This is a genomic window from Pseudomonas lalucatii (genome assembly GCF_018398425.1).
Taxonomy (GTDB): domain Bacteria; phylum Pseudomonadota; class Gammaproteobacteria; order Pseudomonadales; family Pseudomonadaceae; genus Aquipseudomonas; species Aquipseudomonas lalucatii.
On record NZ_JADPMV010000001.1, the window covers coordinates 30542 to 44880 of the forward strand.

At 67.9% G+C, this 14339-nt stretch carries 12 protein-coding genes; 7 read left to right on the forward strand and 5 right to left on the reverse strand.

From position 1 onward, the window contains the following. The first annotated feature begins 62 nt into the window (after positions 1–62). The 7 genes from I0D00_RS00120 (at position 63) to I0D00_RS00150 (ending at position 5754) form a co-directional block, all read left to right on the forward strand. A complete protein-coding gene (locus I0D00_RS00120) occupies positions 63–1082 on the forward strand; it encodes an alpha/beta fold hydrolase (protein WP_213637741.1) in 1020 nt (339 codons plus the stop codon). Between the two features lie 259 nt (positions 1083–1341). Beyond that, positions 1342–1830: a ribonuclease E activity regulator RraA gene (gene rraA / locus I0D00_RS00125; protein ID WP_213637742.1), complete on the forward strand. Its 489-nt coding sequence runs from the start codon at positions 1342–1344 to the stop codon at positions 1828–1830. A 30-nt stretch (positions 1831–1860) separates the two neighbouring features. Further along, complete coding sequence (locus tag I0D00_RS00130; protein ID WP_213637743.1) at positions 1861–2856, forward strand: zinc transporter ZntB; 996 nt, start codon at positions 1861–1863, stop codon at positions 2854–2856. Between the two features lie 54 nt (positions 2857–2910). Continuing rightward, a complete protein-coding gene (locus I0D00_RS00135; RefSeq protein WP_213637744.1) occupies positions 2911–3156 on the forward strand; it encodes a CrfX protein in 246 nt (81 codons plus the stop codon). Between the two features lies 1 nt (position 3157). Further along, entirely contained in the window at positions 3158–3982 is an 825-nt protein-coding gene (locus I0D00_RS00140) for a mechanosensitive ion channel family protein (protein WP_213637745.1), read from the forward strand. A gap of 92 nt (positions 3983–4074) precedes the next feature. Continuing rightward, on the forward strand, positions 4075–4665 hold the full coding sequence (gene sigX / locus I0D00_RS00145) for an RNA polymerase sigma factor SigX (RefSeq protein ID WP_213637746.1): 591 nt from the start codon (positions 4075–4077) through the stop codon (positions 4663–4665). 105 nt (positions 4666–4770) lie between these two features. Then, entirely contained in the window at positions 4771–5754 is a 984-nt protein-coding gene (locus I0D00_RS00150; RefSeq protein WP_213637747.1) for an OmpA family protein, read from the forward strand. Between the two features lie 104 nt (positions 5755–5858). Here I0D00_RS00150 and cobA read toward each other — a convergent pair whose 3' ends face one another. The 5 genes from cobA to I0D00_RS00175 all read right to left on the reverse strand — a co-directional run bounded on the left by cobA (position 5859) and on the right by I0D00_RS00175 (position 14163). Continuing rightward, positions 5859–6596 (reverse strand): uroporphyrinogen-III C-methyltransferase, encoded by a 738-nt coding sequence (cobA, locus tag I0D00_RS00155; protein WP_213637748.1) that lies wholly within the window; start codon positions 6594–6596, stop codon positions 5859–5861. Positions 6597–6606: 10 nt separating this feature from the next. After that, on the reverse strand, positions 6607–9330 hold the full coding sequence (locus I0D00_RS00160) for a nitrate reductase (RefSeq protein ID WP_213637749.1): 2724 nt from the start codon (positions 9328–9330) through the stop codon (positions 6607–6609). 97 nt (positions 9331–9427) lie between these two features. Beyond that, the gene (nirD, locus tag I0D00_RS00165) at positions 9428–9754 is read right to left on the reverse strand and encodes a nitrite reductase small subunit NirD (protein WP_213637750.1); all 327 of its coding nucleotides are present in this window, start codon (positions 9752–9754) and stop codon (positions 9428–9430) included. Then, the gene (gene nirB, locus I0D00_RS00170) at positions 9751–12207 is read right to left on the reverse strand and encodes a nitrite reductase large subunit NirB (RefSeq protein ID WP_213637751.1); all 2457 of its coding nucleotides are present in this window, start codon (positions 12205–12207) and stop codon (positions 9751–9753) included. Before nirB ends, nirD begins: the two co-directional genes overlap by 4 nt. A gap of 288 nt (positions 12208–12495) precedes the next feature. After that, complete coding sequence (locus I0D00_RS00175; protein WP_213637752.1) at positions 12496–14163, reverse strand: bifunctional protein-serine/threonine kinase/phosphatase; 1668 nt, start codon at positions 14161–14163, stop codon at positions 12496–12498. Positions 14164–14339 lie beyond the last annotated feature (176 nt).

Below are 14339 nucleotides of genomic sequence, written 5' to 3' on the forward strand. Positions count from 1 at the left end.
GGCCGTCGCCAGGCGACGTGGAAAATTGCTCCCGGCAATTTTTTTGCAGCAGAGCGAAGTAGATGCAGAGCAGCAGTGAGCTTTTTCCCGTCGCCCTGATCGGCGCGGACATTCGGGGCGACCTGAGCGAGGATGTCTATCGCCTCAAGCCCGGCAACAGCCCGGACGCCAGCGTCGAGCTGGCACTGACCCGCCTGGGGCGGTTCGGCCGGGAGGGCGAGCGGGGCGTGCCGGTGGTGCTGCTGCCGGGCAGCTTCTCCAATCGACGGTTCTGGTACTCGCCCAAGGGCCTCGGCCTCGGCCCCTATCTGGCGCGTGCCGGCTTCGACGTGTGGATCGCCGAGATGCGCGGCCACGGCCTGTCGCCGCGCAACCGCGGCTATCGAGGCAACCGGGTCGGCGATTACGTGCGCTACGACCTGCCGGCGATCGCCGCCTTCATTCACGAGCAGAACCCGCAGGCGGCCCACTGGCTGGGCCACTCCCTGGGCGGCATCACCCTGGCCGGCGCCCTGGGCGGGGGCTACCTGGAGCAGGCCCGGGTGGCTTCGGTCGCGCTGTTCGGCAGTCAGGTCAGCCGCATCTACTGGCCGCTGAAGCTGCCGCCGGTGGAGTGGGGCGCACGCCTGCTGCTGGGGCGCTTCTCGGTGCTGTCCGGTGCGCGGCTCAGGCGCGGCCCGGAGGACGAGCCGATCGGCCTGGCCCTGGAAAGCCTGCGCTGGCATGGCCTGTTCGGCCGCTTCGGGGACGCCGAGCGGGACTGGTGGGCGGGCCTGGGCGAGGTGCGGGTGCCGGTGCTGGCCGTGGCTGCGGCGGGGGACCGGCAGGACCCGGCATGGGCCTGCCACAAGCTGCTGGAGCAGTTCGGCGGCGCGTCGCGCGAGTTCCTCTGTCTGGGCAGTTCGCGGGGCTTCTCCAGCGACTTCGGTCATGTCGAGATGCTGGTCAGCAAGGCGGCGCAGGATGAGGTCTGGCCGCTGGTCGAGCATTGGTTGCGGCAGGGCTCGCTGCTCGCCGCAGGGGTGCAGGCCCAGGCCCTCGAGCCGCGGGCGGGAATATCGTCGGAGCCCTCATCCGGTTAAGATATGACGCCGTGCGTTTTCGTGGTCACTTTGTGCGGTTGGTTCGGGCGGCTGTTCGCTGCCCAGGCGCGTGCCTCGGGCCTGCGCGAGGGCCATCCCGGCCCGCCGCAGGCGGATCACTGCCGTGGTCCAGGGCGTGCTGACGGGCGCGCACGCACGCTGTCTGTGGCAAGCTGGTGCAACCATCCTGGCCGTTGAGGCCGACCGCCTCGGCAGCGCCCGGTGACGCCAACCGCCCATTTCTTCAAGGAGCTTAGCCATGCACTACATCACCCCCGATCTGTGTGACGCCTACCCCGAGCTGGTGCAGGTGGTCGAACCCATGTTCAGCAACTTCGGCGGCCGCGACTCCTTCGGCGGGCAGATGGTCACGGTCAAGTGTTTCGAGGACAACTCGCGGGTCAAGGAGTTGGTCGAGCAGCCCGGCAAGGGCAAGGTGATGGTGGTCGATGGCGGCGCCTCGATGCGCCGCGCGCTGCTCGGCGACATGCTGGCGGAGAAGGCCGCGAAGAATGGCTGGGAGGGCATCGTGGTGTACGGCTGCGTGCGCGACGTCGACGTGCTGGCGCAGACCGACCTGGGCATCCAGGCGCTGGCCAGCCATCCGATGAAGACCGACAAGCGCGGCATCGGCGACCTCGACGTGCCGGTGACCTTCGCTGGCGTGACCTTCCGCCCCGGCGAATACCTGTACGCCGACAACAACGGCATCATCGTCGCGCCCAGCGCCCTGAAGATGCCCGAGTGAGGCCTGCGAGCGGCTAGTCAGGAGTTCTAGATGCCGATGGAAGACAACGCCCACTGGGGGCTGGTGCATGCCCTGGTGCTCGATGGCCGGGGCGGAGCGCGGGCGCTGGCCTACGAGGAGCTGGCCGGGCTCGAGCTGGGCGAGGGCGAGAGCCTGTGGCTGCACTGGGATCGCAGTCACCCGCAGACCCGCCAGTGGCTGCGCCTGAACAGCGGCCTCGGCGAGTTCGCCTGCGACCTGCTGCTGGAGGAGAACACCCGGCCGCGCCTGTTGTCGCTCCCCGGCGAGGAACTGCTGCTGTTCCTGCGCGGGATCAATCTCAACCCGGGGGCCGAGCCCGAGGACATGGTCTCGGTGCGCATCTTCGCCGAGGCCCGCCGGGTCATTTCCCTGCGCCTGCGACCGCTGCGCGCCAGCGAGGACCTGATCCGCGACCTGCAGGCGGGCAAGGGGCCGAAGACCTCCTCCGAACTGATCCTCAGCCTGGCGGACTACCTGACCGACAAGGTCGACGGCCTGGTCGGCGAGCTGGCCGAGCAGGTCGACGAGCAGGAGGAGCGGATCGATGCCGACGAGAGCACCCTGCCGGACCACGACCTGCTGCTGCAGGTGCGCCGCCGCGCCGCCGGCCTGCGCCGCTTCCTGGCCCCGCAGCGGGAGATCTACGCGCAGCTGAGCCGCAACCCGCGACCCTGGTTCCTGGCGGACGATTGCGACTACTGGAACGAACTGAACAACCGCCTGACCCGCTACCTGGAGGAGCTGGAGCTCAGCCGCGAGCGGGTCAACCTGGTGCTGGACGCGGAGAAGCGGCGCATGGACGAGCGGATGAACCGCATCATGTACCGCTTCAGCATCATCACCATGGTGTTCCTGCCCATGAGCTTCCTCACCGGGCTGCTGGGCATCAACGTCGGCGGCATGCCGGGGGCGGAGAGCTCCCTGGGCTTCGTCATCGCCTGCCTGCTCATGTCGGCCCTCGGCCTCGGCCAGTGGTGGTTGTTCCGCCGCTGGCGCTGGCTCTGATGTGACCCGGCGGGCGCTGACCTCGTCTAGCCGAGACGTCCTGTGAGGTGCTTCATGCACGATCCATTCGAAGAATCCCTGCGCGATCTGCTCAAGTCATCCGTCTCCGAGCACGACGACGATGCCTGTCTGCACCGCGTGCTGAAGACCGCCAACCGCCAGGTCGGCGCAGGCGACCTGTTCAGCCTGATGGGGCACTGGCTCGGTGCCCTGATGATCGCCCTGAATAGCGGTTCGGCGCATGTCGCGCCGGTCTCCCGCCGCCACTCTTCTACTCGTTCTACTGATAAGGCCGACTGAAATGGAACTCGATCCCTGGACCCAAAGCCTGATTGCCGCGATGACCGCCCTGTGGACCAAGGTCGCCGGCTTCATCCCGAACCTGTTCGTGGCGTTGATCCTGGTGCTGCTCGGCTTCGTCGTGGCCAAGCTGCTCGACACCCTGCTGTCCAAGCTGCTCGGCAAGCTGGGCCTGGATCGGCTGATGGCCGGCACCGGCCTGACCAAGCTGCTCGGGCGCGCCGGCATCCAGGTGCCGGTATCGACCCTGATCGGCAAGATCGTCTATTGGTTCGTGCTGCTGATCTTCCTGGTGTCGGCCGCCGAGTCCCTCGGCCTGGAACGGGTGTCGGCGACCCTCGACGTGCTGGCACTGTACCTGCCCAAGGTGTTCGGCGCGGCGCTGGTGCTGGTCGCCGGCGTGCTCCTGGCCAACCTGGTCAGCGGCCTGGTACGTGGCGCGGCCGAGGGCGTCGGCCTGGATTACGCCCACGGCCTGGGGCGCATCGCCCAGGGCCTGGTGATCATCATCAGCATCTCCGTGGCCATCGGCCAGCTGGAGGTCAAGACCGAGCTGCTCAACAACGTCATCGCCATCGTATTGATCTCGGTCGGGCTGGCCGTGGCGCTGGCGCTGGGCCTGGGCAGCCGGGAGATCGCCGGGCAGATACTGGCCGGCATCTATGTGCGGGAGCTGTATCAGGTCGGGCAACAGGTGCAGATCGGCGAGGTCGAAGGGCAGATCGAGGAGATCGGCACGGTCAAGACTGTCCTGCTGACCGAGGCAGGCGAGTTGGTCTCGGTGGCCAACCGCACCCTGCTCGAGCAACGGGTGAGCAGCCGCTAACGCGCCAATCCCTGCTAATGTATGCCGCCGAACCTGTCGCCTGAGGCATCAGGCGCTGGCGGCTCTTGTCCCGACTGTCGGCCCGACCCGTTTTGAATAAAGCCCAATCGTTGTCCATGCGATACGACCCCCGCGAGCTCTCGGACGAGGAGCTGGTGGCGCGGGCGCATGGCGAGTTGTTTCACGTCACCCGTGCCTACGAAGAGCTGATGCGGCGTTACCAGCGCACCCTGTTCAACGTGTGTGCGCGCTACCTGGGCAATGATCGCGACGCGGACGATGTCTGCCAGGAGGTTATGCTCAAGGTGCTCTATGGCCTGAAGAACTTCGAGGGCAAGTCCAAGTTCAAGACCTGGCTGTACAGCATCACCTACAACGAGTGCATCACCCAGTACCGCAAGGAGCGGCGCAAGCGCCGCTTGATGGATGCCCTGAGCCTCGATCCTCTGGAGGAGGCGTCGGAAGACAAGACGCCGAAAGTCGAGGAGCGCGGCGGTCTGGATCGCTGGCTGGTGCATGTCAACCCGATCGACCGGGAAATCCTGGTGCTACGTTTTGTCGCGGAGCTGGAGTTCCAGGAGATCGCCGACATCATGCACATGGGCCTGAGCGCCACGAAAATGCGCTATAAACGCGCGCTGGACCGATTGCGTGAGAAGTTTGCCGGCGACACCGAAAGTTAGTTCGGGGCAGCTCTCTCTGGCGCAGCAATCGTTCTGCTAAACTCGCCGCCGTTTTGCGTGTCTACCTGCACGCAATTCAATCAATCACCATGTGGGGATTTACGGATGAAACTGAAAAACACCTTGGGCGTAGTCATTGGCTCTCTCGTTGCCGCCTCTTGCATGAGCGCGCTGGCTCAGGGCCAAGGCGCAGTCGAGGTGGAAGCTTTCGGCAAGCGTTACATGACCGACAGCTCTCGCGACCTGTCCAACGGCAATCTGCTGGGTGGTTCTGTTGGCTACTACCTGACCGATGACGTCGAACTGGCCCTGTCGTATGGCGAATATCACGATATTCGTTCGGAAAACGGAACCGGTAACAAGAACATCAAAGGCAACCTCGCTGGCCTGGATGCCATCTACCACTTCGGTGAGCAGGGCGTCGGCCTGCGCCCCTACGTGTCTGCTGGCTTCGCCCACCAGAACATCAGCAACGTGCCGGCGCGCACCGGTCGTGATCACTCGACCTTCGCCAACGTCGGCACCGGCGTGAAGTATTTCTTCAGCGAGAACCTCTTCGCCCGTGCCGGTGTGGATGGCATGTACAACATCGACGCCAACGAGGCCGAGTGGGCCGCTGGCCTGGGTGTCGGCATGAACTTCGGCGGCAGCAGCAAGCCGGCCCCGGCGCCTGCGCCGGTCGCCGCGGTGCAGCCGGTTGCCGAGCCGGTTCAAGTCGAAGAAGAGCCGATGGAGATGGTCCGCGTCGAGCTGGACGTGAAGTTCGACTTCGACAAGGCCAACGTCAAGCAAGAGAGCTACGGCGACATCAAGAACCTGGCCGACTTCATGAACCAGTACCCGCAGACCACCACCACGGTCGAAGGCCACACCGACGCCAAAGGCAGCGACGCCTACAACCAGAAGCTGTCCGAGCGTCGTGCCAACGCCGTGCGTGAAGTGCTGGTCAACCAGTACGGCGTGCAAGGCGAGCGCGTCAACGCCGTCGGTTACGGTGAGAGCCGCCCGGTGGCCGACAACGCCAGCGATGCCGGTCGTGCGATCAACCGTCGTGTAGAAGCCGAAGTGGAAGCCCAGATCAAGCAGTGATCGCGGCGACGCTTCGAAGAAAACCCGGCCCCGGCCGGGTTTTTCTTTGCCCAGAAAAAGCCCGGCCGGAGCCGGGCAGGAACGACTTCGCAGGAGCGAAGCGGTTAGGCGCTTGCCGCCAGCTGCAGGGGTTGCGGCTCGGCGGCGACCTCGCCGATCACCAGGATGGCGGGGCTCTTCAGTTGGAAGGTCAGGGCATCGTGCTGCATCGCCGCCAGGCTGCTGCGGCAATCGCGTTGCTGGGGCAGCGAGGCGTTCTCGATCATGGCCACCGGCATGTCGGCGGGCATGCCGCCGGCCAGCAGGCCGTCGCGGATCTCCGTCAGCTTGGCCACGCCCATGTAGACCACCAGGGTGGTGCCGCCCTGGGCCAGCGCGGCCCAGTTCAGCGTGCTGTCGTCCTGGGTGTGGGCGGTGACCAGGGTCACGCCGCGGGCCACGCCGCGCAGGGTCAGGGGAATGCCGCACTGGGTGGCCCCGGCCAGGCCGGCGGTGATGCCGTTGACCAGCTCCACCTCGATGCCGTGGGCGCCCAGCCAGTCGGCTTCCTCGCTGCCGCGGCCGAAGATGCAGGGATCGCCGCCCTTGAGGCGCACCACGCACTTGCCCTGGCGCGCGTAGCGCAGCATCAGCCGGTGGATGAAGGCCTGGGGCGTGGAGCGGCAGCCGCCGCGCTTGCCCACCGGCACCACCCGGGCCCTGGGGCAGTGCTCCAGCACGGCCGGGTTGACCAGGTCGTCGATCATCACGATCTCGGCCTGGCCCAAGGCCTTTACCGCCTTGAGGGTCAGCAGCTCCGGGTCGCCGGGACCCGCGCCTACCAGCCAGACTTTCGCGCTCATCTTCATCACCTCAGGCGTTCGCTGCCGCGGCTACGGAGGGCGCCGCCAGCAGTCGTTTGATTTCCGGCACGCAGGAGCCGCAGCTGGTGCCGCATTTGAGCTCCTGCTTCAGTCCATCCAGGTTCAGGCCGCGAGCGATGCCGGCGCAGACCGCCGCTTCGCTGACGTCCAGGCAGTTGCACAGGGTCTTGCTGGCCTTGCCGGCAGCGGCAGTGCCGGGCGGGGTGGACAGCGGCGCCAGCAGCCAGCGGCGCAGGTCCGCGTCGGCCTGGCCCTCGCTCCACAGGCTCTTCAGCCAGTCGCGGGCGGCCGTTTCGCCGGCCAGGCGGATGGCGGTTATGCGCCCGTCCTCGATGCGCACGCGCTTGCCGACGGTGCGCCGGGGGTCGTCGTAGGCCAGCACCGGGCCCTCGACGACGTTGAGCAGCGCATCGATCCGTGCCAGCAGCTCGGCTTCCGGGGCCAGCGCACTGGCGGCGCGGATCAGCAGGGCGGGGCGCTCGCGGCCGGTGAGGGTCAGGCTGGCGTAGGCGAAGTCCTCGAACAGCGGGCGCAGCGCGCTGAAACGGCGCTGCACGTCGCCCTCGACCAGGGCGAACAGCTGCCAGGGCAGCTCGACCTTCTCCACCTCGATGCCGGCGTGCTTGAGTTCCGGCTGCTTGGACAGCGGATCACAGGCCGGCAGGGTCAGCACGTTGGTGCCCAGGCCCTTGAGGAAGCGGTCGCCCCAGTGCATCGGCAGGTAGGCCTGGCCGGAGCGCACCGCCTCGTCACCCTGCACCGGCAGGATCAGGCTGCCGCGGCGGCTGCGCACCTTGACCAGGTCGCCGGCCTGCAGGCGGCGCCGACGCAGCTCGTCCGGGTGCAGGCTGAGCACGGCCTCGGGGGCATGGCCGAACAGGCGGGCGGCGGTGCCGGTGCGGCTCATCCCGTGCCACTGGTCGCGCAGGCGGCCGGTGTTGAGGGTCAGGGGGAAGCGTGCCTCGCGCTTCTCCTTGGGGGCGCGGTAGGGGTCGGCGTGAAAACGCGCGCGGCCGCTGTCGGTGGGGAAGCGGCCGTCGCCGTACAGGCGCGGCGTGCCGTGGCGGGCACCGGTGGGAAACGGCCACTGCTGGGGGCCCAGCTCATCGATCAGCGCGTAGCTCAGGCCGCTGAGGTCGAGGTCGCGGCCCCGGGTCAGTTGCTTGTATTCCTCGAACAGCGCCTCGGGACCGTCGAAGGCGAACAGGCTGGGCAGGCCGGGGCGCAGCAGGGCTTCCAGGCGGCGGGCGAAGTCCGTGGTGATCGCCCAGTCCGGCCGTGCCTGCCCCGGCGCCGGCACGGCACGGCGCACATGGCTGACGCGGCGCTCGGAGTTGGTCACGCTGCCTTCCTTCTCGCCCCAGCTGGCGGCCGGCAGCAGCAGGTCGGCGTACTGGCAGGTCTCGGTGGTGAAGAAGGCTTCCTGTACCACCACAAAAGGACAAGCGGCGAGGGCCTCGTGCACCTTGTTCTGGTCCGGCAGTGACTGCGCCGGGTTGGTGCAGGCGATCCACAGGGCCTTGATGGTGCCGGCGCGCACCGCCTCGAACAGCTCGACGGCCGTCAGCCCGGTGCTGTGCGGCAGGGCGTCGACGCCCCAGTAGCCGGCCACCTCGGCGCGGTGCTCGGGGTTGGCGGCGTCGCGGTGGCCGGGCAGCAGGTTGGCCAGGCTGCCGGTCTCGCGCCCGCCCATGGCATTCGGCTGGCCGGTGAGGGAGAAGGGCCCGGCACCGGGTCGGCCTATCTGCCCGGTGGCCAGGTGCAGGTTGATCAGCGCGCTGTTCTTGGCGCTGCCGGCGCTGGACTGGTTCAGGCCCATGCACCACAGCGAGAGGAAGGAGGGCGCCCGGCCGATCAGCTCGGCGCAGGCCTGCAGGTTTTCCAGGGAGATGCCGCAGATGTCCGCCACCGTGCCCGGGGTGTAGTCGCGCACCAGCTTCTTCAGGGCGTCGAAGCCCTCGGTGTGGGCCTCGATGAAGGCGCGGTCGATCCAGCCTTCCCACAGCAGGATGTGCAGGATGCCGTGCAGCAGCGCCACGTCGGTGCCCGGCAGGATCGCCAGGTGCAGGTCGGCCAGCTCGCAGGTGTCGGTGCGCCGCGGGTCGATGACGATGACCTTCATCTCCGGGCGCCTGGCCTTGGCTTCCTCCAGGCGGCGGAACAGCACCGGGTGGGCGTAGGCCATGTTGCTGCCGGCGATCAGCAGGCAGTCGCTCTGCTCGATGTCCTCGTAGCTACAGGGCGGGGCGTCGGCGCCGAGGCTGCGCTTGTAGCCGACCACAGCGCTGGACATGCACAGCCGCGAGTTGGAGTCGAGGTTGTTGGTGCCGACCAGGGCCCGGGCCAGCTTGTTGAAGGCGTAGTAGTCCTCGGTCAGCAGTTGGCCGGAGATATAGAAGGCCACGCTGTCCGGGCCGTGCTCGCGGATGGTCTCGGCGAACACGCTGGCGGCGTGGTCCAGGGCGCTGTCCCAGTCGCTGCGGGCGCGGGCCAGGCCCTTGCCCAGGCGCAGCTGCGGGTACAGGCCGCGGGCGTCGAGATCGCCGGTCAGGTGCAGGGTGGAGCCTTTGCTGCACAGCTTGCCGTAGTTGGCCGGGTGGTTCGGATCGCCTTTGACGTCGAGGATCTGCTCGTCGTCGTGTTCGATCAGCACGCCGCAGCCGACGCCGCAGTAGCAGCAGGTCGACGCGGTGATCTGGTTGGTGCTGGCCATGATTCGGGCTCCTACTGGCGTAGGGTGGACGACGCTGTGCGGGTCCACCGATACGAGGGGGTGGTGGAAAAGCCCGCGGCGCTTTCCACCCTGCGGCTTAGGCGCACTGTTCTGCGGTTTTCAGGGCCAGCAGCACACGGCCGTTCTCGACCTTGGCCTCGTGCCGGTGGGCGCAGCCGACATCCGGGGCCACGGCCTCGCCGCTGGCCAGCTCGATCTGCCAGTTGTGCAGCGGGCAGGCCACGCGCTTGCCGTAGATCAGGCCCTGGGACAGCGGCCCGCCCTTGTGCGGGCAGCGGTCGTCGAGGGCGAAGACCTCGTCATCGGGGGTGCGGAACACGGCGATGTCGCCCTTGGGGCCGGCGACAATACGCGAGCCGAGCACGTTGATCTCTTCCAGGGCGCAGATATCCAGCCAGTTCATACGGTGGCCTCCTCGAGCTGCACGACATTGATGCGGTCGAACTCTTTCTTCAGGTTCGGGGTTTCGATGCGCTCCTTCCACGGGTCCTGCTCGAAGGACAGCGCGTACTGCAGGCGGGCGTTGAGCGCCTTGCGGTTGTCGGCGTCCTCGAGCACGGCCTTCTTGATGTGCTCCATGCCGACGCGCTGCATGTAGTGCACCGTGCGCTCCAGGTAGAAGGCTTCCTCGCGGTACAGCTGGAGGAAGGCGCCGTTGTATTCGCGCACTTCCTCGGCGGTCTTGAGCTTGACGAAGAACTCGGCGACCTCGGTCTTGATGCCGCCGTTGCCGCCGATGTACATCTCGAAGCCGGAGTCCACGCCGATGATGCCGACGTCCTTGATGCCGGCCTCGGCGCAGTTGCGCGGACAGCCGGAGACCGCCAGCTTGACCTTGTGCGGCGACCACATGTTGAACAGGTCGTGCTCCAGGTCGATGCCCAGCTGGGTCGAGTTCTGCGTGCCGAAGCGGCAGAACTCGCTGCCCACGCAGGTCTTCACGGTGCGGATGGACTTGCCGTAGGCGTGGCCGGAGGGCATGTCCAGCTCCTTCCAAACCGCCGGCAAGTCGTCCTTCTTGATCCCCAGGAGGTCGATGCGCTGGCCGCCGGTGACCTTGACCATGGGTACGTTGTACTTGTCGGCCACGTCGGCGATGCGGCGCAGCTCGGAGGGGTTGGTCACCCCGCCCCACATGCGCGGCACCACCGAGTAGGTGCCGTCCTTCTGGATGTTGGCGTGGGCGCGCTCGTTGATCAGGCGCGACTGCGGGTCGTCCTTGGCCTCGCCCGGCCAGGTGGAAATCAGGTAGTAGTTCAGCGCCGGGCGGCAGGTGGCGCAGCCGTTGGGCGTGCTCCAGTTCATGAAGGCCATGGCCTCGGGCAGGCTGGTCAGGTGCTGCTCACGGATGGTCTTGCGGATCTGCCCGTGGTTGAAGTCGCTGCAGCCGCAGATGGCTTTCTCGCTCTTGGGCTTCACATCCGCCGCGCCGCCGACGGTGCTGATCAGGATCTGCTCCACCAGGCCGGCGCAGGAGCCGCAGGAACTGGCGGCCTTGGTGTGCTTCTTGACCTCGTCGACCGAGAACAGGCCGTTCTCCTGGATGGCCCGGACTATGCTGCCCTTGCACACGCCGTTGCAGCCGCACACCTCCATGCTGTCGGGCATGTTGGCGGTCTTGTCGGCGCCCTGGTGGCCGACGTCGCCGATGGCGCCTTCGCCGAACATCAGGTGGTCGCGGATCTCGCCGACGTTGTGGTTCTCGCGGATCTGGCGGAAGTACCAGCCGCCGTCGGCGGTGTCGCCGTACAGGCAGGCGCCGACCAGCACGTCGTCCTTGATCACCAGCTTCTTGTACACGCCGCCGATGGGGTCGGAGAGGGTGATGGTCTCGGTGCCTTCGGCGCCCATGAATTCGCCGGCGGAGAACAGGTCGATGCCGGTGACCTTGAGCTTGGTCGAGGTCACCGAGCCCTGGTAGCGGGAGAAGCCGAGCTGGGCCAGGTGGTTGGCGCAGACCTTGGCCTGCTCGAACAGCGGCGCCACCAGGCCGTAGGCGATGCCGCGGTGGCTGGCGCATTCGCCGATGGCGTACACCCGCGGGTCGAAGGTCTGCAGGGTGTCGTCGACCAGGATGCCGCGGTTGCAGGCGATGCCGGCCTTCTCCGCCAGCTCGGTGTTGGGGCGGATGCCGGCCGCCATCACCACCAGGTCGGCGGGGATCACCTCGCCGTCCTTGAACTTCACCGCGCAGACCCGGCCCTCGCCGTTGTCCAGCAGCTCGGCGGTGTGCTTGGGCAGGAGGAACTTCAGGCCGCGGTCCTCCAAGGACTTCTGCAGCAGGTCGCCGGCGGTGCGGTCGAGCTGGCGCTCCAGCAGCCAGTCGCCGATATGCACCACGGTGACGTCCATGCCGCGCAGCTTGAGGCCGTTGGCCGCCTCCAGGCCGAGCAGGCCGCCGCCGATCACCACGGCGTGCTTATGGGTCTTGGCGGTCTCCATCATCATCTGGGTGTCGGCGATGTCGCGGTAGCCGATCACCCCGTCCAGGTCCTTGCCGGGAATCGGCAGGATAAACGGGTTGGAGCCGGTGGCGATAAGCAGACGGTCGTACTCGGCCTCGCTGCCGTCGTCGGCGACCACCTTGCGCGCCTTGCGGTCGATCTCCACGACCTTGCGCCCCAGGCGCAGGTCGATGCCGTTGTCGGCATACCAGGCCAGGTCGTTGAGGACGATTTCCTCGAAGCTCTGCTCGCCGGCCAGCACCGGCGAGAGCAGGATGCGGTTGTAGTTCGGGTGCGGTTCGGCACCGAACACGGTGATCTCATAGAGCTCGGGGGCGAGCTTGAGCAGCTCTTCGAGGGTACGGACTCCGGCCATGCCGTTGCCGATCATCACCAACTTGAGTTTTTTCATGGTTCCTCACCGTCACGCAAAACCGGAAAACAAAAAAAGGCGTCCCGCCAGTCACCTAGCGAGGACGCCTTTGTCCAGATCCCGTTCTCTCGGGAAGCGCGGCCTTCCACGTTGAAGGTCGCGCTTTTTGAATTGTATGAGTGCTTTAGCAGGCTCTGTGCCAACTCTCACGAATGCAGGTTTCATGGGCCCTGCAGCGCTGCCGATGGAACCGCACGGCGGTTCGGAGCGGGGCTCGGCGCACCTGTTTAAGGCGAGTTGCGCCCTTATGGTGCATGCCGGGGTGCGCTAGCCGAGCAGCGCCAGCAGCAGGGCCAGGTTGAGCAGCAGGGACAGCAGCGCTACGCCACGCCAGACCAGCAGCGGTTCGCGCTCCAGCAGCGGCCGCGGCTGGCTGTTGAGGGCCTGGCGTTCGCCCTGTTCCAGGGCCAGCAGCCATTCCTCGGCGGTCTCGTAGCGCTGTTCGGGGTTGGCGCTGACGGCGCGGTTGAGGCTCTCGTCGATCCAGCTCGGCAAGTCGGGGCGATAGCGGCTGGCCGGGGTCGGGTTGGCGAAGCGCGGACTCTGGAAGGCTTCGATCTCGCCGTGGGGGTAGTGGCCGGTGAGCAGGTGGTAGAGCGTCACACCCGCCGCGTAGAGGTCCTGGCGGGGGCTGGGCGGGCTGCCGGCGAAGGCTTCCGGGGCGATATAGCTGGGGGTGCCCGGCAGGCTGCCGGGGTCATCGCGGGACAGGCCCGGACAATAGGCCAGGCCGAAATCCACCAGGCGCAGTTCGCCATCGTCGCCCCACAGCAGGTTCTCCGGCTTGACGTCGCGGTGCAGGATATTGCGCCGGTGCAGCATGCCCAGGGCCTTGAGCAGGCGCGGGGCGAGGTCCAGCCACTCAGGCAGCGGCAGTGGGCCGGACAGGCGCAGGTGCTCGGCCAGGGTCTGCCCCGCGTACTCGCGCTGCACGTAATACAGGTGCTGGCGCTGCGGCAGCGGGTGCACCTCGGCGAAGTGGCGGCCGGCCACGCGGCGCAGGAACCATTCCTCCAGCAGCAGCGCCGGCCCGGCCTGGGGCTCGTCGCCCCGGGTCGGCGGCAGGGTCTTGAGCAGCCAGCGCCGGGCCTGGCCGTCGCGCACCCGGTAGACCAGGGACTGGCGCGATTCGGCCAGCAGGCGCTCGACCTGCCAGCCCTCGAAGTCCTGGCCCTCGCGCAGCCGGGGCGGCAGCGGCCAGTGGGCGAGCTGCGCCAGGGTGTCGGCCAGGTCGCTCTGCGGCAGCGACTCGACCCTGACCAGCAGGGCGCTGGCATTGTCCTGGCTGCCGGCCAGGTGGGCGGCGCTGACCAGCGCCCGCGACGCCGCGGCCGGGTCCGGCTCGTCGTGCAGGATGTTGCGGATGCCGGCATCGCCGAGCACCGCCCAGACCCCGTCGCTGACCAGCAGGAAGCGCTCGCCCTCGCGCAGCTCGCCATCCAGGTAGTCCACCACCAGGTGCTGGTCCAGGCCCAGGGCGCGCTTGAGCACATGCTGCATGCCCGGCTGCTCCCACACGTGGTCCTCGCTGAGACGTTCCAGTTCGCCGTCGTGCCAGCGGTAGGCGCGACAGTCGCCGACATGCGCCAGGGTGAAGCGGCGGCCGCGCAGCACCAGGGCGCTGAGGGTGGTGAGCAGCGGCTGACCGCCGCCACCCGCCTGCAGCCAGCGGTTGTGGGCCACCAGCAGGCGGTCCAGGGATTGCGCCACCGCCCAGGTCTCCGGGGTGGCGTAGTAATCCAGGGCCAGGGCCTGCAGGGTCGCCCGGGCGGCCAGGCCGCCATCGGCGCACTGGCTGACGCCGTCGGCCAGGGCGAACAGGTAGCCCTTGCTCACCGCCAGCGCCGGTGCCGGCGTCACCACGCGGATGGCGTCCTGGTTCTCTGCCCGGGGGCCGGTGGCGGTGGCTTCGCCGAAGGTCAGTTGCAGGGCCATCGGGCTGTCCTGTAGAGGGGAGGGCTGAGGCAAAGGCGGGGCCGGGGCACGGCTGCGGACGGGGCCGTCGCCGGCCTCGCCCGCCTTTCCTGACCAGTGCGTTGCCGCTCTGCCGGTCGGCCCCGCCTTTGCCTCAATGCTCCAATGTCTGGGAGGTTGTAGGGTGGACCGCGCTT